The 26,352-nt window shown below is 49.0% G+C and carries 24 protein-coding genes and 2 pseudogenes; 8 read left to right on the forward strand and 18 right to left on the reverse strand.

The features are described 5' to 3' along the window. Positions 1–23: 23 nt before the first annotated feature. Positions 24–476, reverse strand: a complete 453-nt coding sequence (locus CWM47_RS35215; RefSeq protein WP_206170572.1) for a hypothetical protein — start codon at positions 474–476, stop codon at positions 24–26. A 361-nt stretch (positions 477–837) separates the two neighbouring features. Here CWM47_RS35215 and CWM47_RS35220 point away from each other — a divergent pair, with 361 nt between their 5' ends. After that, a complete protein-coding gene (locus CWM47_RS35220; RefSeq protein WP_100993178.1) occupies positions 838–1,176 on the forward strand; it encodes a hypothetical protein in 339 nt (112 codons plus the stop codon). A 407-nt stretch (positions 1,177–1,583) separates the two neighbouring features. On the opposite strand, the gene CWM47_RS35225 is transcribed toward CWM47_RS35220, so the two are convergent. From CWM47_RS35225 to CWM47_RS35240, 5 genes and pseudogenes are all read right to left on the reverse strand, one after another. Then, the gene (locus CWM47_RS35225; RefSeq protein WP_100993179.1) at positions 1,584–2,063 is read right to left on the reverse strand and encodes an Hpt domain-containing protein; all 480 of its coding nucleotides are present in this window, start codon (positions 2,061–2,063) and stop codon (positions 1,584–1,586) included. Positions 2,064–2,095: 32 nt separating this feature from the next. Then, positions 2,096–6,388: a hybrid sensor histidine kinase/response regulator gene (locus CWM47_RS35230; RefSeq protein WP_240625615.1), complete on the reverse strand. Its 4,293-nt coding sequence runs from the start codon at positions 6,386–6,388 to the stop codon at positions 2,096–2,098. 159 nt (positions 6,389–6,547) lie between these two features. Further along, entirely contained in the window at positions 6,548–7,732 is a 1,185-nt protein-coding gene (locus CWM47_RS35235) for a glycosyltransferase family 4 protein (RefSeq protein WP_100993180.1), read from the reverse strand. A gap of 421 nt (positions 7,733–8,153) precedes the next feature. Next, a pseudogene (locus CWM47_RS40510) lies at positions 8,154–8,374 on the reverse strand (hypothetical protein); the annotation flags it as partial. A 633-nt stretch (positions 8,375–9,007) separates the two neighbouring features. Next, the gene (locus CWM47_RS35240; RefSeq protein WP_100993181.1) at positions 9,008–9,292 is read right to left on the reverse strand and encodes a hypothetical protein; all 285 of its coding nucleotides are present in this window, start codon (positions 9,290–9,292) and stop codon (positions 9,008–9,010) included. 128 nt (positions 9,293–9,420) lie between these two features. On the opposite strand from CWM47_RS35240, the gene CWM47_RS35245 reads away from it, so the two are divergent. Next, positions 9,421–9,792: a hypothetical protein gene (locus tag CWM47_RS35245; protein WP_100993182.1), complete on the forward strand. Its 372-nt coding sequence runs from the start codon at positions 9,421–9,423 to the stop codon at positions 9,790–9,792. 328 nt (positions 9,793–10,120) lie between these two features. Here the strand turns inward: CWM47_RS35245 and CWM47_RS35250 are convergent, their stop codons facing one another. Further along, complete coding sequence (locus CWM47_RS35250) at positions 10,121–10,795, reverse strand: TetR/AcrR family transcriptional regulator (RefSeq protein WP_100993183.1); 675 nt, start codon at positions 10,793–10,795, stop codon at positions 10,121–10,123. Between the two features lie 519 nt (positions 10,796–11,314). Between CWM47_RS35250 and CWM47_RS35255 the strand changes: the two genes are divergently transcribed. The 5 genes from CWM47_RS35255 to CWM47_RS35275 all read left to right on the forward strand — a co-directional run bounded on the left by CWM47_RS35255 (position 11,315) and on the right by CWM47_RS35275 (position 13,367). Further along, entirely contained in the window at positions 11,315–11,632 is a 318-nt protein-coding gene (locus CWM47_RS35255; RefSeq protein ID WP_100993184.1) for a hypothetical protein, read from the forward strand. Beyond that, entirely contained in the window at positions 11,625–11,864 is a 240-nt protein-coding gene (locus tag CWM47_RS35260; protein ID WP_100993185.1) for a transposase, read from the forward strand. The genes CWM47_RS35255 and CWM47_RS35260 overlap by 8 nt, the downstream gene beginning before the upstream one ends. A gap of 20 nt (positions 11,865–11,884) precedes the next feature. Next, the gene (locus CWM47_RS35265; RefSeq protein WP_240625616.1) at positions 11,885–12,121 is read left to right on the forward strand and encodes a transposase; all 237 of its coding nucleotides are present in this window, start codon (positions 11,885–11,887) and stop codon (positions 12,119–12,121) included. A 137-nt stretch (positions 12,122–12,258) separates the two neighbouring features. Further along, positions 12,259–12,732 carry a Tn3 family transposase gene (locus CWM47_RS35270; RefSeq protein WP_100993186.1) on the forward strand — a complete coding sequence of 158 codons (474 nt, stop codon included), beginning with the start codon at positions 12,259–12,261 and terminating at the stop codon, positions 12,730–12,732. A 185-nt stretch (positions 12,733–12,917) separates the two neighbouring features. Then, a complete protein-coding gene (locus tag CWM47_RS35275) occupies positions 12,918–13,367 on the forward strand; it encodes a DUF937 domain-containing protein (protein WP_100993187.1) in 450 nt (149 codons plus the stop codon). A 427-nt stretch (positions 13,368–13,794) separates the two neighbouring features. On the opposite strand, the gene CWM47_RS35280 is transcribed toward CWM47_RS35275, so the two are convergent. Next, positions 13,795–16,938, reverse strand: coding sequence for a PQQ-dependent sugar dehydrogenase (locus tag CWM47_RS35280; RefSeq protein ID WP_170069480.1), 3,144 nt, complete (start codon positions 16,936–16,938; stop codon positions 13,795–13,797). Between the two features lie 599 nt (positions 16,939–17,537). Next, positions 17,538–17,714: a hypothetical protein gene (locus CWM47_RS38535; protein WP_157816162.1), complete on the reverse strand. Its 177-nt coding sequence runs from the start codon at positions 17,712–17,714 to the stop codon at positions 17,538–17,540. Here CWM47_RS38535 and CWM47_RS39595 point away from each other — a divergent pair. Beyond that, positions 17,712–18,005, forward strand: a pseudogene (locus tag CWM47_RS39595) (transposase); the annotation flags it as partial. The gene CWM47_RS38535 and the pseudogene CWM47_RS39595 overlap by 3 nt on opposite strands. A gap of 216 nt (positions 18,006–18,221) precedes the next feature. On the opposite strand, the gene CWM47_RS35285 reads toward CWM47_RS39595, so the two are convergent. The 9 genes from CWM47_RS35285 to CWM47_RS35325 form a co-directional block, all read right to left on the reverse strand. Beyond that, positions 18,222–18,614 carry a LytR/AlgR family response regulator transcription factor gene (locus tag CWM47_RS35285; protein WP_100993189.1) on the reverse strand — a complete coding sequence of 131 codons (393 nt, stop codon included), beginning with the start codon at positions 18,612–18,614 and terminating at the stop codon, positions 18,222–18,224. Positions 18,615–19,224: 610 nt separating this feature from the next. After that, the gene (locus tag CWM47_RS35290) at positions 19,225–19,491 is read right to left on the reverse strand and encodes a hypothetical protein (RefSeq protein WP_100993190.1); all 267 of its coding nucleotides are present in this window, start codon (positions 19,489–19,491) and stop codon (positions 19,225–19,227) included. 88 nt (positions 19,492–19,579) lie between these two features. Beyond that, positions 19,580–20,593 carry a ScyD/ScyE family protein gene (locus CWM47_RS35295; protein ID WP_100993191.1) on the reverse strand — a complete coding sequence of 338 codons (1,014 nt, stop codon included), beginning with the start codon at positions 20,591–20,593 and terminating at the stop codon, positions 19,580–19,582. Between the two features lie 71 nt (positions 20,594–20,664). Continuing rightward, positions 20,665–20,967: a Rossmann-fold NAD(P)-binding domain-containing protein gene (locus CWM47_RS35300; RefSeq protein WP_100993192.1), complete on the reverse strand. Its 303-nt coding sequence runs from the start codon at positions 20,965–20,967 to the stop codon at positions 20,665–20,667. Positions 20,968–20,979: 12 nt separating this feature from the next. Then, a complete protein-coding gene (locus CWM47_RS35305; protein WP_100993193.1) occupies positions 20,980–21,336 on the reverse strand; it encodes a Rossmann-fold NAD(P)-binding domain-containing protein in 357 nt (118 codons plus the stop codon). Between the two features lie 25 nt (positions 21,337–21,361). Next, positions 21,362–22,477 carry a PLP-dependent cysteine synthase family protein gene (locus CWM47_RS35310; protein ID WP_100994174.1) on the reverse strand — a complete coding sequence of 372 codons (1,116 nt, stop codon included), beginning with the start codon at positions 22,475–22,477 and terminating at the stop codon, positions 21,362–21,364. Positions 22,478–22,556: 79 nt separating this feature from the next. Beyond that, positions 22,557–23,429, reverse strand: coding sequence for a cytochrome c family protein (locus CWM47_RS35315; RefSeq protein ID WP_100993194.1), 873 nt, complete (start codon positions 23,427–23,429; stop codon positions 22,557–22,559). Between the two features lie 263 nt (positions 23,430–23,692). Continuing rightward, positions 23,693–25,567 carry a histidine kinase dimerization/phosphoacceptor domain -containing protein gene (locus CWM47_RS35320; RefSeq protein ID WP_170069481.1) on the reverse strand — a complete coding sequence of 625 codons (1,875 nt, stop codon included), beginning with the start codon at positions 25,565–25,567 and terminating at the stop codon, positions 23,693–23,695. A gap of 4 nt (positions 25,568–25,571) precedes the next feature. Continuing rightward, positions 25,572–26,351, reverse strand: coding sequence for a LytR/AlgR family response regulator transcription factor (locus tag CWM47_RS35325; RefSeq protein ID WP_100993196.1), 780 nt, complete (start codon positions 26,349–26,351; stop codon positions 25,572–25,574). Position 26,352: the final 1 nt, after the last annotated feature.

The following is a 26,352-nucleotide window of genomic DNA, read 5'->3' on the forward strand; positions in this document are numbered from 1 at the left end:
GTTAATCGACTGGCGCGTTGAGTTTATGCTTTTTTACGGGCCGCTTTCGCCTTTTCGGTGTTGGCGACAAACTGCTCCCCATTTTTAGAACCTGCCTGTTTTTCAGCAGTGGTTGCTTTTTTCTCGGCGGGGGATAGTTCCTCCCAGGCTTCTTTGGGTAAATACCGCGTGGTGCCGCCTGCCCGCTGAGCGGGTTCACCATCAGCGGTCTGCCAGTCCTGCTCGGTCCACTGGGTTAGGTGCTGCTGCTGGCCGGTCCGCTGATCGCTCAGGTAACCGCCCCCCGCTTTCTCATACTCGTGGGTCAACAGTTGCGCTTTACGGGCGCTCCACTGACCGGGTTTGCCCCCCTTATCACCCGCTTTGATGTCTTCCCTGATCCTGTGGCGTAATTCAGGTTTGTCGTACGTATCGGGTTGCTTCTTAGACCCAGGGGCTTTCGATTTGTTGATCGAAAAATCAGTTTTGGTTGCCATAGATACGACCATTTTAGCGCTGGCATCCTAACGTTTTGTTTGGTTAAAGGTTCTCGCCGGCCATGGAAGCAATATTAATAAATAATGTATGGCGCTGAGTGCCGCGACCGCTGGCGATCGTTGAACGATCAGGTCAATTAATCAGGCCAAAACGAAGCTTCACGGCCAACAAAGACCTTACCTGATTCGTCGCTATGTTCGGGTCACCGTACGTTAAACCTATAAAAAATTAATACTACAACTAGACAATTAGTTGCTCGTGATAACGCTTAATTCGTTTAACAGAAGGCTTCTTTACTCCTCTATTGATAAACGGTTGTTACCTGGACATCGAGTCTAGGGTAAAGCTTTAGCGACAGGGATGAAGCATAGGATAACAATCTACCTGGTTATACTGAACAACGGCGAAGAACAGCGGGTTGTCTGGCTTACCATCTTATCGATTGCTTCAGCTATGCAAAATCAAATCGCTTCTTACCTACCTACGCCAAGCCCGGTTATCTTAATTGTCTACCGGAAAGATTCCTATCAATATTGCGCCGTATTTGTCGATCAAACTCGCCAACAAGCTGAAGAGTTGTTTAAAGAAAAGTATCCGCTTGACTCAGCCGAAAGCTATGAGGTAAAAGAATTCCGGGATGTCGAAAGTTATTCGGTCACAGAAGATGGCAATCTCCTGGTGAATGGCAGCTACAAGTAAAAAAGCTCATTCTGTAGAGGCTTTAGGCTTGTTAAGTCCAAAGCCTCTACCGGGCGCTTCTGAATATTTACCCTTTCCAGGTCATCCTGTCAGTCTGAACGGATCCATATTTTCCTTTGGTAACAAAGCCATGACGTCCGTCGTGCACTTGATTTATCTGTACATTTTACCCTATTCAACACATAGTCTGAAATTAATTAGCACTTTTTTCCTTAAAAAATACAATTGAAAAATTTGATGATATTGTTCATGAAAACGCTTGCCCAACTGAACGCTTGTTATGACCTGTAGGGATAGTATAATGCTCAGCTCCGATGCCTGAAAACGTTCAGAAAATGGTCCAATTAAATAAAAAATAAGTTATCAATAGCTGCAGCTATCCTTATTTTCTCCACCATCAGAATAGATCACCACTCCTGGGTTGTTTGTAAGACCAGTTGCATAAGCGCTAATTCAGCCTTTAGCATACGAACGTATTGTCGAATCAAACCGGAAACATCGCCGTCGGGTTGTGGTGCCGCCAGCTGCTGCTCCACAGCCCGGCCCAGCTGAACTACCTCAAGTAAGCCAAATACCTCAAAGGACGCTTTTTGCGAATGGATGATGCGACGAAGGGCGCCCAGGTCATTTTCGGTCAAAGCCTGCTCCAGGGCCAACATCTCGCCCGGTGTCTGAGCGAGCACTAACGCCAGTAACTCAAGGGCTAACGCCTGCTCATGGTCCACCGCTTGTAAGAATACCGCCCATTGAAAACATGGGCCTGGCTCGACCGAATCAATTACCCCCAAACCGCCCGGTGCTGACAAGGTGGCGTACTCGGCTGTACCCATTGGGCTGTTTGGGGGTTGTGTCGGCGGAAGATGTTTAGGGCAATTGGTGACGTTCATTAGACTACGTAGTTTTAATAGTAAGCTTAGAGTCAGGATGCGCTCACGCGCTCCCCAGCAGCTAGCAGCGATCGATTACGGGATAGACTTACCTGTTGGAAGGATTGCTTCAACAGTTCCAATTTTGGGGGTTTACTCACGTATTCATTCATACCCGCTTCCAGACAAAGGCCCCGGTCTTCCTGCATCGCATTCGCCGTCAGGGCGATGATCCAGGGCTGAGCGATGGGTAGCCGACGGATCTGGCGGGTGGCTTCCAGCCCATCCATCTCCGGCATTTGCACATCCATCAAAATTAAATCAAAGCCACTCCCTACACAGGTAAGCGCTTCCTGACCGTTGTGGGCCACCACGGGTTCATACCCCAACTTAGTAAGCACCCGTTCCAGAAGCTTGATATTGATTACGTTATCTTCAGCGATCAGGATACGTAAGGGGTATTGCCGGGCGAAGTCCACGCTGTAGGTCGATTCCGGGCGAGCGGCAACCGCCGGCAGGGGCGTTCGGTGCGATTTTAGCGCCTGTTCAACTACCTGGGCGAGTTGCTGTTGACGAACGGGCTTGGTTAAGATGGCCGTAAATAAATCAATATACAGTTTTCGGCTTTCATCCCCCATCGAACTCAGCAGGATAATGGGCAAATCCGGCTGAATCGCTTTTAGCGCTCTGGCCAGTTCAATGCCATCCATGTGGGGCATCTGTCGATCGGTGATCACCAAATCAAGGCGGGTGCCCTGAGCCAAAATCGCCAGGGCCTCCTGACCCGAGCTGGCAACTAGAGGCAGCAAAGACCAGTGTTCAAGCTGTGCTTTCAGAATTAGCCGGTTGGTGGCATTGTCATCCACCAACAGGACTAGTTTCCCTTCGGCGACACTCCCGTGTTCGTAGACATACTGCCGGGTTGCCTGCTGGCTAACCTGACTCAGGAGGGTAAACTGGAACCGCGTTCCTTGCCCCACCTCACTCATGACCTCAATGTGGCCACCCATCAACTCAATCAGACGCTTACTGATGACCAGGCCCAGACCCGTACCCCCATATTGACGGGTATGGGAGGAGTCCACCTGGGAGAATGCCTTAAACAGGCGATCGAGTTTGTCCCCCGCAATACCGATACCTGTATCACGCACCTCAAACCCTAACTCGATGCCCTGACCGGGCCGGTGAGCCACTAGGCGGACACTCACCACAATTTCGCCCCGCTCGGTAAATTTAATGGCGTTTCCTACCAGGTTGACCAGGATCTGACGTAACCGAAGGCCGTCCGTTATAACTTGAGTGGGTACCTGATGATCGATCTGATAAATCAGGTCCAGTCCGATCTGGGCGGCTTTGCGGGCAAACAGATCCAACACGTCTTCGATGCAATCCCGCAGGTTAATCGCCTGCTCTTCAAACTCCAGATGGCCGGATTCAATCTTGGAAAAATCAAGAATGTCATTAATAATCCCTAATAACCCTTCGCCACAACTGCGAATGGTTTCGGTGTACTCCCGCTGTTCATCCGATAAGGGGGTATCCTCTAACAGGGACGTCATGCCGATCACCCCGTTCATGGGCGTACGAATCTCATGACTCATGGTCGCCAGAAAGATACTTTTGGCAGTATTGGCTTTTTCCGCTTCCAGTCGAGCCAGTTGTTCCTGCTCCGATTGCTGGGCCAGTTCCCGGTACTGTCCTTCGAGGGTCTGGTGGAGCCGCTGTAACTGCGTGGACTGCTCCTGGAGTTCGTGCTGTTGCTGGGTTACCTCCCGGGTCCGCTCCTGCACCTGCTGTTGCAGGGTGAGTTTCTGAAGCTTAATGTGCCTGACCCGCAGGCGATAAACCGAATAGAGACTACTCAAAAAGAACAGGACTGCCAGGATTTCAAACCAGTCCGTTTGCCAAAAAGGGGGGATGATGTGCAGGTTAACAAAGGTGCCGCTTTGATTCCAGACCCCATCATTGTTGCTCCCTTTGACCCGGAATACGTAGTCCCCCGGATCCAGATTCGTATAACTTGCCGTTCGCCGGGTACCCGTCTGAATCCAGTTGGTATCAAAGCCATCCAGTTTATAGGCGTACTGGTTGGCATTGGACAGGGTATAATTCAAGGCCGCAAAACCAAACGTAAGAACCGATTGCTGGTAGGACAGGGTAATGTCCCGGGTTTCGCTAATCGTTTTGCTCAGGGGTGATTGGGCATCCTGCACCTGAACCGATCGGTTGAAGAGCTGGAAATCCGTAATATATACCGGAGGGATAACCGGGTTGTTTCGCAGGCTGTCCGGGTAAAAACTATTGAGCCCACTCAGACCCCCAAAAAAGAGTTGGCCGTCCGGACTTTTATAGCAGGCCATCCGGTTAAACGAGCTGCCCTGTAGGCCATCACTCAGATCAAAATTGCGAAAGATGGCCCTTTGGGGATTGAAAGCACTCAATCCCTTATTGGTACTAAGCCACAGCGTTCCATGCGTATCTTCCAGAATACCCTGAATCACCTCGTTGGGCAGCCCATCCGACTGCCGGTAAGCCCTGAACGTTTGGTTTTTGGCATCAAACCGGTTTAAGCCACTGTTGGTCCCAATCCAGAGTTGCCCGGCGGCGCTTTCGAAAAGGATCGTTACCAGATTGTTACTCAGGCTTCCCGGACTCTGGTCGGCGTGGACGTAGTGGGTAAAACGGCCCTGATCAGGATGAAATACGTTGATGCCCCCGCCTTCGGTGCCCATCCAGATATTGCCCGCTCTGTCTTCCCAAAGGGTGGTAATCGTCGGATAATTGAGGGCGCTCTCCCGGGCCGGATTCGCCCGGTAGTGGGTTAGGGCTCCGGTACGGTCATCATAGCGAATAAGGCCATCTTCGAACGTACCCAGCCAGAAGACGCCATTGCGGGCCTCCAGAATGACACTAATACTGAGTGGCCGTAAGTTCCCTTTCTGCGCAAAGCTCCCGCTGGCCCGATCAAATACGGTTAGCCCGCCCTTATAATTACCCGTCCAGATACGCTGCCGGGCATCCTGGTGAATGGCCAGTACGTAGTTACTGCCGATACTTCGGGGCAAGCCTTCTGCATGCAGGAAGGCCGTGAAGGCCGTCTTGCCTTTTTTGAGCACGTTGATTCCTCCCCCATCGGTACCCACCCATAAATCGCCCCGCTGATCCTGGTGAATTGAGAGGATATTGTTGTTGGTTAGCTTGTTGATATTGGTCCGGGTCCGTTGATAAAGCTTGAACTTTGGGGGTGCCGCATCCAGCTTGTTGACCCCTCCAGAATAGGTGCCGATCCACATCGTGCCCGTTCGATCCCGGTATATCGCGTAAATTGAGCCATTGTTAAGGCCGTGGCTATCGGCTTCATTATACGTATAATACGAAAAGGACCCATCCGGGTGCCGGATGTTAATGCCGCCATTGCGGGTACCGATCCAGAGGTTCTTGTGCTGGTCTTCGGCCAGGGTAACGATATCCGAATGGGTGATCGAGGGTTTGGGCCCCGTTGACGGCTGATACCGGGTAAACGTACTCGACTCCGGCATCAATTGATTCAAACCACCCCCTTCGGTCCCCACCCAAAGTTGCCCCCCGGCATCTTCGAAACAGGTATTTACCTGGTTGTGACTTAACGAGTGGGGATCGGCCGGATGATGGAGGTAATGCCGGAAGGTATTGGTTTGGGGGAGTAGTCGATTCAACCCACCCCCCCGGGTGCCAACCCAAATAGCGCCACTGCGCGCGATGCAAATTGAACTCACCAGATCCTGGCTTAGACTATGGGGATTTTGGGGTTGATGGCGAAAGTGGGTAAACGTCTTTTTTTGGGGATCAAACCGATCCAGGCCACCCCCTTCAGTCCCCACCCAAAGTTGCCCCTGGCCATCCTGGGCAATGGCCATCACCTTATTGTGAGCCAGGCTGGTGGCCAGGCTTGGGATATGCCGATAATTGGTAAAGGTTTCCGTGCTGGCATCGAACAAACTAAGCCCCCCCCCATCCGTACCCACCCAAAGTCGTCCCTGCCGGTCCTCAAACAGGGCATGAATATAACTATGGCTCAGGCTGGCGGGTTTCCGAGGATTATTTCGATACAACGTATAGGAATAGCCATCAAATTTATTAAGCCCGTCCTGGGTACCAAACCACATAAAGCCTTTGTGGTCCTGCAAAATGCAGGTCACGTTGTTTTGAGAAAGGCCCTGGTTGGTGGTCAAATACGTGAAGCGAACATTCTGGTGCTGCGCCTGAGCCGTCAGGCCAATGACTACCCCGGCCAGCCCAAAAAGCAGAAAACGCGCGGGCAACACCTTCGCTGACCGCCGGCCTACGGAATCTAAATAAAGACGCATTCTATAGTAGTGAAACGCATTATATATATCTATTTTTCAAACGGTAGCGTATTGGCCAGTAACCAACGGGGTCGTTTCTTTTTTGAGCCCTTATCCATAAACCTGCGGTGGGTTGGCCAGTGGCAGGTCCACTGAATGAAACTGGCCCCCATTGCATGTTTAGGGAATAACCGAGTCGGCCAGCCGATAATCCGTTGGCGTTATTGCCTTGACATCCGTAGCGTATCGTTGATAAATAGCCTGTAACTGACGCGCACTGGCAGTCCAGGAAAATTGGTTGATTTGCTGTTTACCCCGTTGAATCAGCGTTTGTCGCAGGACCGTATCCTGCACCAGCTGCTGCATCGCCCCCGCCAGCTCAGCCGGCCGATGGGGACTAATCAGCAAGGCTGCCTGGCCGGCTACTTCGGGCATGGCCGTTAAGGTACTGGTAATAACCGGCGTCCCGCAGGCCATCGCCTCCAGAATGGGTAACCCGAATCCTTCATTGAGGGAAGGGAACAGAAAGACGGTCGCGGCCGCATACACGGCGGGCAGGTCTTCGGCCCGTATATAGCCAACAAACTGGCAGCGCCGGCTTAGCTGAAGGCATTCCTCGGCGGTGAACCAGGTTGACAGGGCGGCCGGCCACTGGCCGCTACAGACCAGTCGGGTCGTTTCATCGATTGTCCCGTACAGCAGAAAAGCCCGTAACACATTCTTAACATTCTTTCTCGGATCGGCACTTCCCAGAAACAGGAAATAGCGGGCAGGCAATTGATAGCGGGTTTGAGCCCGGCAACGCTGGGCCAGGGAGAGAGGTGTCGAAAACCGGGGGCTTACGCCATTATGAAGCACCTCCATGGCGAGTTGAGGCTGATTCAGGTCGGATCGAATCTGTTGACGGGAGAAGCTGGACACCGTCAAAATTGTCTGGCAGCGGGCGATCAACCGCCGAACCAACAGGGCGCGGTACTGATTGCCGAACCGCTGGTAAGCCGTCGCGGTGGAGCCCGCCGCGGGGGGCGTCAGAAACATCGTATCGTGTAGGGTCAATATCAGCGGAACGTTCCCCAACAGGGGACCGGTATTGGCCGTACAATGCAGTACATCTAGCTTATACCGGCGGATGGCCAGCGGAAGAGCCACCTGCTCCCAGTGAATATAATTGAAGGCCGTCACCCGCACCAGGGTAAAATTATCCCGTAGGTTCAGGCAGGCTTCGTCCTGATCGGGCCGAACGAAGATAAAATAGCTATTTTCCTGATCAATTGACTGTAGGGCTCTGATCAACTCCAGTGCTACAACATCCATGCCGTGCTTTTGGGGTCTCAGCAGGCGCTGGGCTTCAATACCAATTCTCATCCAGTAGGTACAGTTTAGTACGGTTTACGTATTGTTTATAGTCGATCCTGCCAGATTACTTTTGGCCAGTTGGGTAAGCGTTGGCTCCAACCCACTGGCAGAGGCAGTCAGATCAAATTCGAGGTCTGGATTTCATAAAATGATCGTACTTATAACTGGCTATGATCTACATAAAGGCTATTATAAGAAATTCATATATGTAATCATATATCATTTTAATTAATATTATACAATAATAGTAAATATTAAGTATATACTATTATTTTTATATAAATAATTATTAAGCAAAATAGGATAACAATAAATTTAAAGGGCTGCACTTCCATCCTGACAATTGAGTTCTTGGAAAGACGTCATTTTCTGACTTAATGGACTGTACTTCTGGCACGGTACCTTAGCGAGTGGTATCGCCTGCCAATCACTTTTTACCAGCTTCTAAACAATCTTTACTGCTTCGGCAGTCCGATGCATCGATAATAAATGTTGATGTTGAGTCCTTCCCGCCGACAAATCTTGGCCACTGACTGTTCGTTCTGTAGGCCTTCTAGAACAATGCGCCGGCTGGTCGGTGCCAATCTTTTCTTCAGCAGTATACTGACGTCGGGTTTGTCCCGCGCCGGCGTCCGGCTGGATGTCTTTAATGAGGGATAGGGCTTATTTACGTTCCGCAGCAGTCGAGGGGTTGGTAGCGGCACGCTTAGGCTGGGATGATTTGGCCGATATAGACATAACTAAGGTGATTTAGGTGAAACAATTTTGGAAATTATCTCTAACCATTTTCACCCCTTTTGTCCACTTTTGGCTGACGACATACATCAATAGCACCACGGACTAACAGGACCTGCAGCGGGAGGTTAACAAGATGGCTAGCGTTATGACCCGCTTTGATGCTCAGCTACGAGAGGTGATGGCTGCCATTTTAAAGGGAGGCGGAGAGATGTAATTATTTATCAAGGGCTAATAGCCCCCTCTTTGTAGATCAAAGAAAAAGGGTAGCCATAGCCACCCGATTTACTGTACTCACTATATGAAACAATAGAATTGGCCTTTGTTGTACATGTTGGTTATTGAAGCTGCTCGACCTTTAACCTTCTCTCAGAAGAAGGCGCAATAAAAATCTTACACCCTCCCTTATAAACCACTCAATTCAGACTTACGGGCAATATGGCTACTTACGGTTGACACAATTACCTATAATTCTTGCTGGTGCACCGGCTTCTCTAAATGATCACTAGCGCCCAGCCGTAGATACGCTTCCCGCTGCGGCTGGGTCTCTTAATTCAAGGCCGAGAGCGTGCGTTCGTGTTGCTTTCGGAGTTCGCTTAGCTTGTCGCTCACCTGTTGCTGACGGATGACCAGCTTTGCCTTGTCCTCCACCAATTGAGCAATTAACTGATTTTGCTTAGTAATGCTGGCCTGCTGCTCCTCCAGCTGCTGTTTGTACAACTCACCTACTTTATCTTCTCGCTTAGCCCCTAGTTGAACCTCTAAACTGGCCAGAACCATGCACAATAAATAGCCGAGAAGAAAACCAATCAATCCCCCACAGATCGCTTCCATTAGTCGTTAGAGTAGAGTTTGTGTTACTATAATCACCGTTCGATAAAAAATTAACCAATACTCTATCCTATGTCCATTTGAGTTACTTTTCCACTTAACTATCGCCAGTAAAAGTAAACACCGCTTGAATGGATACGCCCCTCTCAGACACTTATATTGACTATGATGATGAACTCGACCCCAGTCGGGTACTAACCAGCTGGTGTGAAGCCATCACGGGCTTATTCATGTATTACAACGCCTTACATTCTCATATGACTACTCATTCAACGAGTGATGCCTACATTGGTCAGTGTCCCTTTTACCAACTGGTGCAACTAGCTAAAACCATGCATGAAGAGTTAGCCAAACTAGAGCAGGACTTGGGCCAATTTCCGGGAGACAATCAGTCAACCAGTCAGCAGGCCTTCAAAAGATTGGCGGCTCATACCAATATCTTAAATCAACTCAACCAACAGGCTAGAATCAAACTTAGACTAGCCGAAATGCCTGCTTGTTAGCTAGTCTAATCCGGCCCGAGCAAGCTTTACCCCTATTCGGCAACGGAATATATAATTCTATCGGGCTACCGACTGTTCAGCCAATGTCAGCCCTAATGAGCCTATGGTCTAGCTAAGTCGGTTCTACTTATAGCTTCATGTGATAATTTTCATACCGTAGAGTCACATCAAATACGAGAAGGATGATCTGCTCACTAAAATTCGAGTTTTACGGCCTGGCATTGCCACAGATTTATAAAAAAACAGCCGAACCCCACAAGGCACGACTGTTTAGATGAATGAAATGACACGCTCTTTTTTACCACTTAATGGATACCAACGTGTTATGTTAATTATCCCAACTACTAACGGCAGCAAAAGCCGGTCTGAGGGCCACCTTAGTGGTCGTCGATTCGTTGGCTGAATGAGCCATTGCTTTGTAAATGCCTCGAATTGACTCTTCGATTCGCTGCCAAACGGCTTCACTCCGCAGGTCAAGACCAATCATCGGCCGGTCGTTTTGGGCCTGTATAGTAAGATAGGACAAGGCCCCTAACAGTATTGCCGACATGGCCTGATGATCGCCCCCCTTAACGAAGGATAACTGATCGACCAGATGAGTCAATTCCTCATCCAGCGTTCGGCTAACTGTTTCCGATAAAGGGCTGCTTTCCTGTACAGTAGCCTTGAGTAGTTCACGGGATGATTGGGAAGCCCGAAGACGGCGAAACAGTTGTAGCGTCTGGCTTGACCAAACGGGGGCCAGGTCCTCAGCATGAACGGGCTGGATCTGCTCCAGCCAGTCTGGACTGTAGTGGGGGACCAAATGGCCCATCCGCACATAATATTCGATTAAGCCCGGTAAGCCGCCAAAATAGCGGTAAATGAGTACTTTACTGACGGCTGCTTTTTCGGCTATTGTGGTTATACATACCCCGTCAATACCCTGTTCGGCCAGCACCTCTTCCAGGGCGGTGACAATGCGCTGGGTGGTAGCGGCCCGGTTGCGTTTAAGTTGTTCCAAGGTTAGTTTGTCAAAACGTTGTAAATTATTCCGCTAATTAATGAAGCTTATAATAGCTGCTGTACTTTCCCAATTGGTTGTTTACCTAGTTGAGCGTTTTGCAACAATATCAGATCATGTATTAATGCGTTGCTATTATCATTAACAAGATTGACGCGGAATGTTTTTATTTTTAAGAATAAATTAACAGGGTTATCTAGATTACGACATTATGGGCTAGGATAAGGGTTTGCTGAGAAGTTAATTCCTCGCTACCCGCTACGGGTTGCCTAATCAAAAAGCTGAACATTAGTTTGCTGACTGGGAGGGGGCGTACCTTCTTGATGCGAGGTCTTTTTAATTTTGGCTCGACTGGCCTGGTTGGCTCCTGTTACGTTGTTGTCGTGTTGTCCATGTAGCGGAGGTTAGCTCCGTACCTACAGCCACCTTTCCAATGGAGTGACAGTATAAGAGGTGTAGGTGTCATTTTTTAGTTAGCTCCTAAAGAAACAAGGAGTTGGCATACCTAGTTAGTACCTCATGACGACTATCAATACAACGGATTGGCTGCTAGTCGTTAAAGATGAGGAAGTCCAGTGGGCTTTTCTTCGTACTGCCCTAAGAGGCATACTCCCTGAAGTGTACACGGTTCATGCCCCTAACGTGGTCACGGCCCTAAGCTATTTGCAAGCCTGTCTGCTTGAGCAGCGAACCCTGCCCCGGTTGATTTTGTCTGATTTGTATTTGTCCCTTCAGCCGGAAGGATTTCATCTAGTAGGCACTATTGAACTTGCTACATTTGACTGGAGACTTTTTTTAGGCAGATTTGAGGCCAAACTTCAATTTGACCATGGTTAAACGACGTGTGTTTGACGAAGCATTCAAGGAAATGGCTGTCGAGCTGTCTTATGTAAAAGGATCAATTCAAGAAGCCGCCCGCGAATTGGACATCGATCCAGGACGAATCAGCAAATGGAGACAACGCCACAAAAAAAACGATCAAACGTTGCCTGCCAATACCACACTTACTGACGAACAGCAACAGATCAGAAGGTTGCAACGAGAGCTTCGAGAAGCTCAGACTAGCTAGCTAGCTCCCTGGCGGAGCGGGTGCTTCAGTCTCTGAAAGACGACTGCAAACTTAGCCGTACGTTTACCTCTTTTACCGCAGCCGCCGAGGGTGTTGAACGAGCGATTACGGCTTATAACACGGTTCGTCCGCACGCTTCGCTGAATTATTTAACTCCGCACCAGATGCACCAGCGAAAGCGTAAAGTCAAGTTACGATGGTACCCTTATAAAAAGGTGAGGTACGGAAATGTGCAATACGAGGGCCTGTTACGGTGATTTTAATATCTGTCCAATCTAATCAGTAGCATACGGGTTCGCAGTAACCAAGCCAATCGTCAATTTTCCACCAACTACTTGCGAGAAGAAACCCTTAAACGGGCCACCGTCCGCTTGGTCAATTATCAGCACAAACAGTGGCTGGCTCCGTATTGGGGAGTGGGTTGTTATCATCTTCTGACGATCAGCGCTTCCCGGTTAGTGGCAAGATCCGGAACGCGCAGGCAATTCCACGTTACTACGGATACGGTAAGGGCTATACGTTGTTAATCCATTCCTCCGATCAATACGCGCAGTATGGCAGTAAAACTGTTCCCTCCGCGATCAGAGATGCTGCCTATGTGCTGGACGAGATTTTGGGCAACAAGACGGATTTAGAGATTGTTGAGCATACAACTGATACGGGTGGTTACAGAGACATCATATTTGCGCTGTTTGATTTGCTTGGTCTTCAGTTCTCTCCCCGATTTAGTGACTTGGCGAATCAACGCTTATGTCGTATCAGAGGTTGGGACTTACTGTATCCTTCGCTGAAGTTCACCAGCTATTTTCGGCCCGACTACATCCCGGCGCAATGGAGTGAGTTATTGAGAATGGATTATGACCACTAAGGTCATAATTGCTTAGCGTAATTCTTTGTCCCACTGCTAAAAGAACGCCATAGCGGATTAATTCTGATCCATCAATTGATGGGTTTTCGGGCGATTCAGGCCTTAAACGAAACAATCAATCCGCTTGCCGGTTAGTTGATTCATATAGTAAGGCGGCTCGGCCGATACTCTAAATACAAACGATCATGTTCGAAACGATTATGAATCTCGTCAAGCAGCACGCTGGTCAGTCAGTGGTAAACAATCCGGCCATCGCCAATGACCAAAACGATAACGTGCTTCAAACGGTCACGGGTAGCATTATGAACGGGCTGGGCCAACAGGCCCAGGGTGGTGGGTTAGGCAGTTTACTGGGCATGGCGACCGGCCAGGGTGATAGCAGTACGCTGTCGGATCATCCCGCCACGCAGGGCGTTCAACAAACGGTTCAGCAGGATTTGATGAGTAAGCTGGGGATCTCTCCCCAGGTAGCGATGTCGGTGGCGAGCTCCCTGGTGCCAATGGTCCTGAGCAAACTGATGCACAAAGCGAATGACCCTAATGACTCGAGTGTTGACGCTGGAAGCCTGATGAGCTCGCTGGGCGGTCAGGGCGGAGGCCTGGGTAGCATGCTGGGGGGCCTGTTTGGTAAGTAAGTTGACGGGCTATTGAAGCATCTTTTTAGAGTAGTTTAGTGTGGGTAAGCAGTCACCGAAACGGGGTCAGGTAATGCTATCGACTAGCTAGTTGCTCCTGCCTCCGTTAGGGACTTCCTCAAGGATGAAAAAAATCTACGCCAGAATGGCTTATCTCTTTTGTTTTTGGTTACAACTACCGAAGCGGGCCAAATGTCAAATAGAAGTTTAAGGTACTGATTGTCAACCGTAAACGTTCCTTTTTCCTTTCTCTAAAGTCAAATGAAAACGTATAATTTTATTGACCAAAACGACCTTAAAATGGTCGTTTTGGTCAATAAAATTATGCGTTTTCATTTGACATGAATCGGGCTATTTGAAATCTGGCCCACTTTGGTAGTTGCAACTAATGCGATAATAAATTGGGTTTACCCAGTTTATTATCGCATTAGTTCGAAATGATCAACCGCTGGCTGGCTTTTAGAATACCGTCACCAAGTAAACGGTAAATGTATATTCCATCCCCCAAGCGGTCCCGGCTTAGTTCATAACGTCCTTCTTGATTAGTTGATACATCAATGCTACGGACTAGTTCACCCTGTAAGGTATAAATCTGAATCAGTGACTGGCGGGCTGAGGAAGATATCGGGAAAGTAACCGTTGTTGTCTGGTCGAACGGATTTGGGTAATTCGCTAGCCCCGTTCCAACTGGTTTATCTCCCGGTATACGCTCCTCGGCTAGACGGGCCGACGACCTACTGATCAATTTCCATCGCTGATTAGCCCCACCAGTGGACGTCCAGGTGATTAGTTTAGTCCCGTCTGATGTAGACACACCAGAAACATCGAGTCGTTTGTCGAGGGCGCACTCAGGAGCGAATTCGTAGATGTTGTTTCCCTTATCGATCACTTTCCAGCGCTGAGCCTGGGTTGTGTTACTCGTCCAGATCTGAACTTTAGTGCCATTTTCCCTACCCGCATTATTCACATCAAGCCGTTTGGAGAGGATGTACTGCGGACTAAGATCATAAAAACCACCGCCTACATCAGTCAGTTTCCACCCCTGCGACACACTACCATTCGCGGTTCCAATCTGGACCTCAGTACCGTCGGCCGTACCCGCTCCACTGACCAGTAATCGTTTCCCAATGGCGTGTTGGGGCTCCAGTTCATAGATTCCATCGGCAAGCCCACCCGAACCTGGTGTACCAACCGGGGCGTAAAACAGGACAGAAGAGGGAATCGTTTTTTTGCCTATTCCTGGTCCTTCATAAAGCACATTTAATATCTGATCGCCATCACGTTCAAAAAAAGTGACGTCAATAGCGTGCTTTCCCGCTTTCAAATAGATAGATCCCGACTTCTCCAAAAATCCATGCAACCCGTCGTTATCGACTACTACAGCCCCGCCAATCGACAGCCGACTGCCGTCATCTGATTGAGTATAAAATGTATACTTTCCATCGGTGGGCAAGTCGACATAACCCTTAAAGAGAAATGCAAAATTATCTTCCCGATTTCTGGGCGCTAAAGTAAAGTCCGTGGTTGTACCTGTTTTCACAGGTGTCAGGGTTGAAAAAGCAGGCAAACTGGCATACTCTCCTTCTACGTAAGTATAACTTACACCATTTGTTACACCCGACACAACATCAGCTGAGCGAATATAAGTAGCCGTGATTGTTGCAGCCGTAGAGGGTGTGTTTAACGTATGAGCGGCAGCTCCCCCATCAGACCAGGAATAAAATGTATAGTTTGATCCATTTTTAGTCTGATCTACCACATCCAGACTGCGGCTAATACCACTAACACCCGTAAACGTGAAGGGGGTTGTTACAACGGTGCCATCAAATTTTACCGTCAGTCCCGCGGGTTGACTAACCAGCGTAATAACTGACTGAATCGGATTGACATCGACCGTGCTAGTCGTAGTGGCTCCTTTAGAATCGGTTACGGTCAAATAGATACGGTAAAGTACATGCGGGGATGTTTCACCGGATACGGGTATGGTAAAACTGCCGGAACTGATTCCACTGGTGGACTCCAGAACCGGATGAAAATGAGTCGGTATATCATAATGGTAAAGATCTACCCGCCAGCTAAGCGCACTGGCAGGTAGATTGCCATCTTCGGGGTCAACACCCCTACCGGAAAAATCAATTACATCCCCTCCCGAATACGTTTTGCCGGCTGTCGGTGTAATAATGGTAGCTGTAGGTTTTTGATTCGTCAAAACTGTTAGGGTTGCTTCGCCACTGGTAACGCTACCCGCCGAATTACTAACCACCACCTTAAAAACCGCTCCGTTATCATTCAGCGTAACACTGGGAAGAACATAACTGGCGGCAGTTGCACCCGAAATAGCTACTCCGTTCCGTTGCCACTGATAAGTCGGAGTTGGTGTACCAGAGGCTGATACTGAAAATGTAACGGATTCACCAACGGATACCGTTTTGTTGACAGGCTGTACCGCCACAACCGGCATTCCATTTCCGGTGTACGTTACTTTCCACAAAACACCACCGTTACTCGATGTATTGTCGGCATCTGAACCGCCCCCGATACCCCCCCTGGCGATGAAGTACAGACTGCCATCCAGCCCTACTTTAATAACCAAAGGTCGATTCAGACCTGTAGAAAATGAAGTAATGGATTTTGTAGCCGGATCCATAGTTTTGATCCATCCTCCACAATAATCAGCGAAAAAATACTTCCCCATGTATGAAGAGGGAAACTGGGCAGTCGAAGGGTTATAAAATTCGCCGGCTGTAATAGAGCAGCCCGAATCGTGATTGTAGGCATAAACCGGATCCTGATAATTCGTTGGGGGCGTCTGATTGGTTCTGTTGCCTTCAATGCCGGGCCAGCCATAATTTTTACCGGCTACGACCTGATTAATTTCTTCATAGGCGCTTTGGCCTACATCGTTGACAAAGACCGTTCCCGTTCCGGGCTGCACGACAATTCGAAATGGATTTCGTAAGCCCAGAGCCCAGATCGCCCGGTTATTTCCCACTGTTGAATTGTAGAACGGATTGTCTGTTGGGATACTGCCGTCTGGATTCAGACGCAGGATTTTCCCTTTTAGAGTGGTGAATGATTGCGCGTTGTCACCATTTGCATTTTCTCCAACGCTGATCAACAATTTTCCGTCTTTAAAAGCAAGCGAGCCGCCGTTGTGGTTACCCGCCGAGGACAGCGGGTCAATATCGAGCAGTACTCGTTCACTCCCACTAAGGGCTATGTCGCCGTTGGCGGTAAACCGACTGACCCGATTGTTACTAACCGACCCTCCGGGTGCTTTATAAGTATAATAAACATACACGAAATTATTGGTGCTAAAATCGGGGTCGAGCACAATCCCCTGCACCCCCCGCTCATTATAATTATCCACATTGGGGATCGTAAGGAAGGGCGTTGGCAACAAGGTGCCATTTGATACGATCCGAATGTTGCCACTCTTTTCGGTCAGAAAAATGCGTCCATTGGGAGCGATATCCATACCCACCGGATCAAGGCCTGTGGCTAATTGAATCCCCGCAAAATTAGGCGGAAACGTTTGGGCCCTGGTTGGGTGTGCTATGAGCAGCCCCATGGCAATCAACGTTACTATGTAAAAGTTGAACCAATGTAAGTGAGTAGACGATTGAATTAGGCAGGCTAATTCCCTAAGATTGGAGAAATTTTTTTTCATAAGAATTCATCGTTGGATAAGAAATAGATTAAACGAACACTACACGCTTATTACACAAATTATTACTCAGGGTGTGGATTCAGTTGACAGGCCTATAAAGCTCACCAAAACGAAGTAGCCTTGCCATATTGTTTAACTAGTTAACTTATTAATAGTTCTTGCTACTGAACATGATCTTATTTACTCAGACAAGCATGCTGACCCGTCCTGAATTTTGTTGACCGTTTGTTAGTAATCCGTTTTTTTTATTGACCAGTAAATTAAACTCTATTTTCATTATTTAAAAACATCAACCGATTGCTTCTGAGGATAGTAGTTCTTCCACCTTCGCTTTAGTTTTCCCTCCCCTTTGTGAACCTGTTCAGGCACCAGCATGTCACAACCGCCACGGCGGACCGTTTAGGTGAGGGCGTTTGTAGTTGTAAAGAAAAACAGCCCATCCAAGGACCAACTCGGTTTGAGCTAACGAGTGTACAGCCCGATGAGCTAGATACTCTTCCTTAAGTATACTGCACGGGCGGCCACTCATTCACTCGTTCCGCCACAGGGTTATCATTCAGCGGGTCGCCCGTTTGGGTCATGCTGATTTGTACATCAGAAGCATCCAGCAAGGCAATATAACTCTTGCTGCAATATTGGATGCCTCGATCTGACGGGGCCGCCCGAGCGGTGCTCATAAGTCTAGCACCTTTTACGCGGTCTTCGAGGCCGAAAAAGCAAAAGCGTATCTGGATCGGCTAGAGTTTGTTTACACTCCCAAGCATGGTTCTTGGTTAGACATGGCCGAAATCGAACTGTCAGTTTTACAATGAGATTGTCTAAACCGACACATCGCGACTAAAGACGAGTTGGTTAGGGAGGTCAGAGCCTGGCAAACCAAACGCAATCAAAGACAAGTCAAAGCCAACTGGCAGTTCACTAATCAAGAAGCAAGAATCAAACTACACAAACTTTACCCGACCACTTAACTTTTAAGAACCACTAGTTTGACATGGCCAAAACGCCGACCCGTCCTAGATTCATCCAGATAACTTTGAGAACAACTAACCTCTTGGTGTCTCTTTACGGTGCTGATTAGTCACCGGCTTCATACCCCATGGTCAATGACCTTATTCTATGCCTGATCAAACTTAGTGAAGATTCGACTTTAAAATAGGCCCCTTTTGGGGCCATCAGCAGTTTGCTTACGCCATATCGGTACAGGCAGTCTGGTAGCGTGATACCGACCGCTTGACTTGGCACAAGCGCCGGCGGGACACCGGCAAAACAGCTCCTGAGTGCAGGTACACCAGCCCACTTTTAGAAGCCTCGGCAATTTCCAACCGCTCCACGTACATAAGGTTAACGACACAATTTCGATGAAGACGGATAAAATAGGCCTTAGGCAGTTGAGCCTGGTAATACGTTAAGGTGCGGGCCATGAGTGTCTTTTTTCCGTTTTTCCAGTGAAGCCAGCTGTAATTGCTGGTTGCCTGCAAATACATTAACTCTTCCAGGGGCAATCCGAACAGTCGGCCATTATCGGTATAACCCGTTGAGGAAGTGGTTGTTGAGGTAACAATGGGTAAAAATTCCATTATTGTGTAGGAAGCAAATAGAGTGAGTTAACGGATTTCAGGTTGATGTTCAGCGACAGGTATAGTAATTTTTCGTCTTGCGGTTGAGCGTCCATTCTGGCTGGCAGCGTTGCTTTGCGAGTTGATTTACCAGCCGTGGTGCCCGTTGGATACTACAAATTTTAGCCCTGACAAAACACCAATGACCTTTGGTCTTTGATACAAAAAGGCGTGGCCGTACGGGCAAAAATGAAAAGGATCCGATACAGCTGTCCCCGATCGTGGATAGAGAGGTGATTTTTTCTGGGCGGGTTTGCTTACCGGATGCCCAATGCGACTGATTAAGTTAACCGTGGTTAACACTAACACAAGAGATTATTGCCATAAACTAATGAATGGTTGCCTATCGCTAACAACCACTTTGATAGTGATGTATACAGCTTCAATTGGGTTTAATCGCTTTCTACTGACAGGCTATTGATGCTCATTTTCGTAAAAGGGTCCCTTTTAATTTGACTTCCTGTATTTATTCAGTAGAATGGTAACTAATTGTACTAGCCAAAAAACTAAATCGCTGTTAGTAATCGATTTGTGCTAACGATGACCGGTTGTCTTTTAGTTAACTACTCTTTTATTTGGCGCCATGACAAATCCCAAGCAATTGTTGATACTCTTTTGTCAGATTTCGCAGACAATTGACAATTGGTAAGCCGTCAAATGCTCCGACAGGTAAATCAATGCGAATGCCTTCATCATCTATCAGATAGGCCGCTACGAGAACGTTACCAAGAGCCACGAAACTGTTTAGTACTTCCAGTTGTATCTCAAGTTCCGCACAGCAAACACATGGACTATGTAGGGAACCATCGGAAGCCCTCAGGTTAAAGTAAAGGGTCATAGCCTTAAATTAATAGGGTAGACGGTTGAGTATGCATAAGCTAGCCAGGGTTAATCAGTTGCCCTGATTAATCCTGGCTAGAGAAACTCTAAAACGTAATCTTCGATAAGGTCCCGTCGCCCATGCTGGTAAGATAGGCAGTGTGAGCATCCACTATTTTTAGGTCTGTCGGCATGTTCAGCTTATCCAGCAGTGTATCACTGCTGGTACCCTTTGCCCGTAGCAACCGACCCGTGTTCGGCGTCCAACCCATTGCGCCAAAGGTGGCAAATTCAAGGGCCAGATAGTTGCCATTTCCATCGTTCTCGATGTCGACCAGGCTGTTGAAAGTCTGCTGAAAAACGCTGATTTTCCCAGTTAAGTCCATCCGATAAATGAGCGCTTTACCGGCCGGGAACGGAAAGCCCAGCAACGTACTAATGGCGAACTGTTTGCCATCATAAATAATATTCGTAGGAACCGCCTGAATAAATGGTGGTCCTGGAGGAGGTCCAGCCGGATTTGGGTTAGCAATACCCGGCACTTCCGCTACGATGCTCAGTTGGCCGCTCGGCGAGCGTCGGACAATGGCATTAGCGGCTGCATCTGCAAAATACAGGGCTCCGTCAGGCCCGAGTGTCATATTATAGAGGTGAGATTCGCCGGTATCGCTGGTAAGCGACTGGCCTATAACAAACTGCTGAATATTCTCAGGCGTTAAGCTGGACGCTACGATCGGCGCATCACCTGTTTTATATGTATCCAGACTCAGTGTATACAAGCCCTTGGCATTCAGCACGTAAAGGGTGGTGCCGATAATAAGTAGGTGATCGGTAGCATCCAGTTCGTTATCAGGCCGTGTGAAGGAATATAAGCCTGTAATAACCGGGTGCACCTTTCCATCCAGTGTGATTTCTGATACGCGGCCATCGTTGTTACCGGTTCCTTGTTCAGTTACGAAGACTCGTCCGCTGGCGTCGGTTTCTACGCCAATGAGTCCCACTAAGCCGGTAGCTAACGTAGTTGTAGTGACCTGAACGGGGTCAGGTATCCGGTGATCCTGGCATCCTGTAAGTAGGCTACCTGCCAGAAAAAAACTTATAATGGATCGTTTGTAGGACATAACATGAGTTGATTAGTAAATAGATAGAGTGAAAAGCGTTGGTATATTCCTACCGAAGCAGATTGATCAGTTCAAATAATATAGTTGGTTAGAACAGGATTACTGTCAATACGATCGTTGGTCAGGCTGAAGCTATTATCCGGGGCATAACCGCTCATAAAAACAGCAGTACCATTCTGGCCACTCTCCACGGCTTCCAGATAGGTCCTGGCTACTGTAGCGGCCGTCGGAAATTGGGTTTCGTCCAAGCCAAATGAACTAGCCGTTTCGGCAACCAGAGGAGGATGAACAATCACCAGCCGACGGTCCTGAGTCATATCCAGGGCAGCCGCTCTGACAAAACCTTCCAGGCCGGCATTGACCATGGCAACCATTGATGTTCCGGGTCAGGGAGTATACGCTAACATACCCCCCGTCATCACAAACACACCATTGGGCCGGAGCTTGGCTATGCCCCTGCGGGCCATGTTAATCTGGCCCATCAGTTTATTCGATAACGTTAACTCAATCTGGGAATCGGTCAGTTGATCCAGGCTACCAAAGGCCGCATCACCGCCAATGATCAGAATAGCGTCCAGTTCGCCGATTAGCTCGTAAAAGGCATCAATACTGGCCAGATCGGTAAAATCAACGCCGGGTTGTGTGGAACGGGATGCGCCGATGAGCGTAAACGCCTGCTCGTTGAAGAGGTGATCGACTGCTTTGCCAATGGTGCCAGAGGCTCCGATAAGTAATACATCCATACTATAGAGGTCAAGAGAATAAATGTTAAAACACACCCGGCCGGTCAGCTAATAAGCGGCTGATCGGGCGATAATCCGTAAACTCGACGTTAGGGGCAATATAAGTTGGCCTAACAGGTTCTATCCGAACTAGGTCGGTACTCAGGTATTTTTTATTGCAATCGCACAGAATAGTTACCACGCGGGCAATGGGACCCATTTCCTGTTGTAGCTTAATAGCACCGACCAGGTTTGCTCCCGACGAAATTCCCACCGCGACACCCAGTTGCCGGGCCAGTTTCTGGGCCATTAGTATGGCGTCGCCATCGCTGGCCTGCACGACATGATCCAGTTCGTTTAACTGTAGAATTTCTGGAACGAACTCATCAAATAAGCCCTGAATCCGGTGGGTTCCGGTTTTGTAACCTACTGATAACGTTGGTGATTCGGCGGGTTCGAGCGGATGGATACGAATGTTAACGTCTCGGGATTTGAGATAACGTCCTACACCCATGACCGTACCGCCGGTACCGACACCGGCCACAAAGGCATCCGGTCTAACATCAACGCTCTGAAGCTGGAGCCAGATTTCTTTGCCAGTTGTCAGGCGGTGGGCTTCCGTATTGTCCCTGTTAGCGAACTGGCGGGGCAAAAAAACGCACGGGTCGCAAGCCGCCATCTCTTCTGATCGTTGAATACCGCCCATAAAACCGCCTTCTTCTTTCGTAAATAGGACAATGTCGGCCCCCAGACTCCGAATGATATCAATACGCTCCTGGCTAACACCGGCGGGCATGATAATCGTCACGGGGTGCCCCAGCGCCTGCCCGATTGCCGAAAAAGCTATTCCCGTACTGCCGCTGGTGGTTTCAACAATACGGTCGCCCGGTCTAATCTTCCCTTCCCGATACGCCTGATGCAACACATGAAGCGCCATTCGGTCTTTCATACTGCCGGTCAGATTGTATTGCTCACATTTTACGTAGAGCGAACAGGGCTGTCCGCCATAAGTGTAGAATAACTCCAGCATGGGCGTGTTTCCGACCAGGTGCCAAAGCCGTTCAAACTTTTTCTGAATAGTGGGCGTCAGCGCCGTTGCTGGTGATGAAAAACTGCCTTCTGAATACGTAAAGCGATGCGGATATACCAGAAATAGATTCATAGGTCGGGCTTTGTTTAGGGCTGGCGGTAACATATCATTTGTACGCCTGGATGGCATAGCGGGTTGGCTGTTATCGCCTTCAGTTCACTTTATGCAGGAATAAGTAGATAGCTTTTAGTTCATCGTCAGAATACGTAAATAATTTAACCGGCATGTATTTGCTTAATACACGTCCCTCAGGGGTTTTGCCAGTACGAAACAATTGGACAAATTCCTGAGGGGTCCATTTGCCCAGTCGGCCAGTTGATGAAATATCGGGGATAGGCGGCTGTTCAGGTGAACGGGAAGGAGCCCCTTTGAAATTGGCAGAGTGGCAACCCGTACACGTGATAGCCAGGTATTTTCCATAATCGGCATTAACTTTCAGCTTTACGTCATCTACATACATGGCGTTATGGTCGATTTCTTCGGCGGCTAATAACGGGAACTCGCCTATGAAGGTCAGAATCCGGCCCAGTGGCTTGATCGATTTTTGCGGAGTCGTTTTATCCACCGGCGGCTGCCTCTTAACGTAGCTGATCAGGGCGGTCATATCCTGATTCGACAAGCCACAGATCTCGTGCGACGGCATAAACCAAAGCGGTTTGTTGTCTTTTCCCAGTCCATGCCGCAACGCCCGAACCCAGTCCTGATCGCTATATTGAATGCCACCCTTGCCACTGGTAATATTCGATGCTTGTATGAACCCGATTGGCGAATTTTTATCGGCAAATACTTCACCCGTAGCCAAATCAGCGCCATGACAACCCACACAACCTCTAATCTCGGCAACATGTCGGCCAGCGATATAAGAAGCCGAGTCATCGGGAATGTGTAGCTGCTGAAGCTTTACATGGTACACTTTATTTATACCCGCTTCGGTTTGGGTATAAACAATGCTATAAAAGAGGAGGAGCAGAAGAACCAGGCTACCTAATACTATGCCAGTCCATTTGAAAACTTTTTTGAACATGGTGATCAGAAATGAATAAGTGAAAATCCATTAGTCGCCTTCGATCTAAGACCAGATTAAAAGGTTAGGAAGGCACGGTGAGAGATTAAACCCGAATAGCTTCACTAATGCATCTAAAATTGGATGGTAATCTTTTGTCTCGCCCGGAAAGGGAAATAAACGACAAAATCCGGCATACAAACGACCGGATTTTGGTAATAAATAAAAAAAGCAACATATAAATATTCTAAAAGATCGGACCAAAACAGGCTCGGGCAGAAGCGTTACACCGGGGTTGGAATCCACAGCCGAAAGTAGGTGCCGTGCTGGGTCGTCAGGCTCATCTCGCCCCCTAATTGGCCGGTCAATTCACGAATCAGTCGTTGGCCAAAGGAGCCTTTTCGCTGGGTAACAGTCGGGGTTGAGCGCTCCAGCCGAGCGTCGGCCCGACCGGGACCCTCCAGTCCGGGACCATTATCCTGGACCTCGATGAGTAATCCAGTCGCCGGGCTATCCGTTACTGGCTTGAGCCGGACGGTCAACTTAGGGTTGGCTACGTTGGTATATGCGTACTTGAAGGCATTGGTCAGCACTTCGTTCAGAATTAGACCCAGTGGCACAGCCACATCCACATCCAGATGGATATCAGCTACCTCGACTTGACAGTCGAACGTGTTGGGATCAAACCCGTAGCCCAGCAACAGGTTCTCGGTGAGTTCGGTCACGTAGGTTTTGATGGGCACATCGGCCAGATTCTCGGTCTGGTAAAACTGTTGGTGAATCAGCGAGATGGCTTCTACCCGCCGTTGCCCGTCCTGTACGGCCTGTACCGCCCGGGGGTCATCGAGTCGTTTAGATTGCATCCGCATCAGGCTCGACACGATGGCCAGATTATTTTTGACCCGGTGGTGCAACTCCTGCATCAGTACGCCCAACCGGTCGGACTGCTGGCTAATCTGCCGGTTGTTTTCGAAAACCAGTTGGCTGGAGGTTCTCAACCGGGCATTCACCTGCCGAATAACGCGATACTGCCACAGGGCTAGGGCCAGAAGGGCAATCAGGGCAATGAGTCCAACCGCCTGCCAACTGATTTGGGTTAATTGACGCTGGTTATCAATACTTAACTGGTTGATGCGGGCCTGTTTCTGAGCAGTCTGGTATCGGGCTTCTACTTCGGCAATCTGCCTGTTTTTCTCCACACTCAGCATGGCATTCCGGTACTGATTACTCAGTCGTTCGTAGACCAGTGCCTGCTTGTACTGGCCCCTGGCTTCGGCAATGTGCGTTAGGGACTCATAGACCTGCGTTCTGTGTTCATCCTGGCGTTCAGGGTCGTGTACAATGCGGCTCAGGGCCAGTTTTGCGTAGTGTGCGGCTTCGTCCAGTCGGCCCAGGTGTAGCAACGGTTCGGGCAGGTGGATGTATGCGTAGAGTTCCCGTCGCGGATCTCCCTGCTGGAGACTGTAGGCCAGGCACTGACGAAAGGTTTTTTCGGCTTCGTGGTACTGCCCCCCATCCGTCAACAGAACGCCGTAGCCATCCAGGTGACTATAAAATTGTTGCCATTTCCGGGTCACCCATAAAACGGTCATGGCTTTTCGACCATAGGCCAGCGCAGAATCCAGTTTTCCGACATTTACGAAATCATCAGCCTTATCTGCATATGTAAACGGCAGCATGGACAACTGATGATACTCGCGTTGTAACGTAGCTGCCTGCCGATTGTATTGCTGTCTTTTGGCTAAATTCTGCAGGCTACTATAGACTCCGATAATATGAACACATAGTTTTTGTTGCTGTTCAAAAGCATAGGTGGCCTGGTAGATAGCCAGTGCCTGGAGGAAAAAATCAATTGACCGGACAAGATTTCCGTTGGTCATTTCAATATACCCGGACAACTCATAGAATCGGGCCGTCCAGGCGGTCAAATGAGCCTGTTGAGCTACTTTCAGCGAAGCCTGTAATAAGGTTCTGGCGTCAGCAAATCGGGAATGTTCATTCAGGTAACTGACATACTTATCGGCCCATACCAATCGCTGCACAGGCGACAGGCCTGCCATCCGCCGTTGATAGAGACTATCGTAATCAATGGGCTGCAGGGGTTGTGCCCAACTGCTGATACCCAGCGACAGCAAAAAAAGGAGCAGACCGGTACGCATAGAATTACCGAATATTAAAGTGGCGTAAAAAGTCGGTCTTGTAGAGCCGCCCCAGCGGCAGGCACAGCGTGGAGAGGCACACTTCCCGCTCATTGAATGTACTCACCCGGTTCAGGTTTACCGCATAGGAGCGGTGAATGCGAACCAGACGGGGGAAGCTAAGCCGATCGATTACGTGGCTAATGGTCAGCCGCAGGGCGTAGCGGTGCTTGGGGGTCACTAACGTCGTATAAGAACCATCGGCTTCGATATAGTCAATGTCATCGAGACTGATTTTGACGAACTGATATTTATGTTTGATGAATACCGCGTCATCAATCCGCAGAATGGGCTCGGTTCGGGCTTCCTCTTTGCGCGCAGGCAGACTGGTCAGGGAAGGCCGCGGTTCGGGCGCAGTCGTCACCGATTGGGTAAAGTTTCGTAGGGCCAGCTCAATGGCAGCCCGCAGGCCGGGTACAGTGACAGGTTTGATCAGGTAAGCCGATGGATAGAGCCGCATGGCGCGGTCGAGCGTGACTTTATCAGTCAGGGCGGTCAGGAAGATGATGGGAATGGGCCGTTCGGTCAGCAGACGTTCCGCCGTTTCGATGCCGTCCCAATCGCCTTTAATATGAATATCGCACAGGGCCAGATCAAGCCGATTTTGCTGGTGCAAACTCAGGGCTTTGGGGCCGTTGTTGGCCGTCCCAATCACGAAATAGCCTTCTTCTTCCAGCAGATCGCTCAGGTCCATAGAGAGCACCGCTTCATCTTCAATAATCAGGATATTGATCGGGTCACTCATG

This window comes from Spirosoma pollinicola (assembly GCF_002831565.1).
In the GTDB taxonomy this organism is placed as follows: Bacteria; Bacteroidota; Bacteroidia; order Cytophagales; family Spirosomataceae; genus Spirosoma; species Spirosoma pollinicola.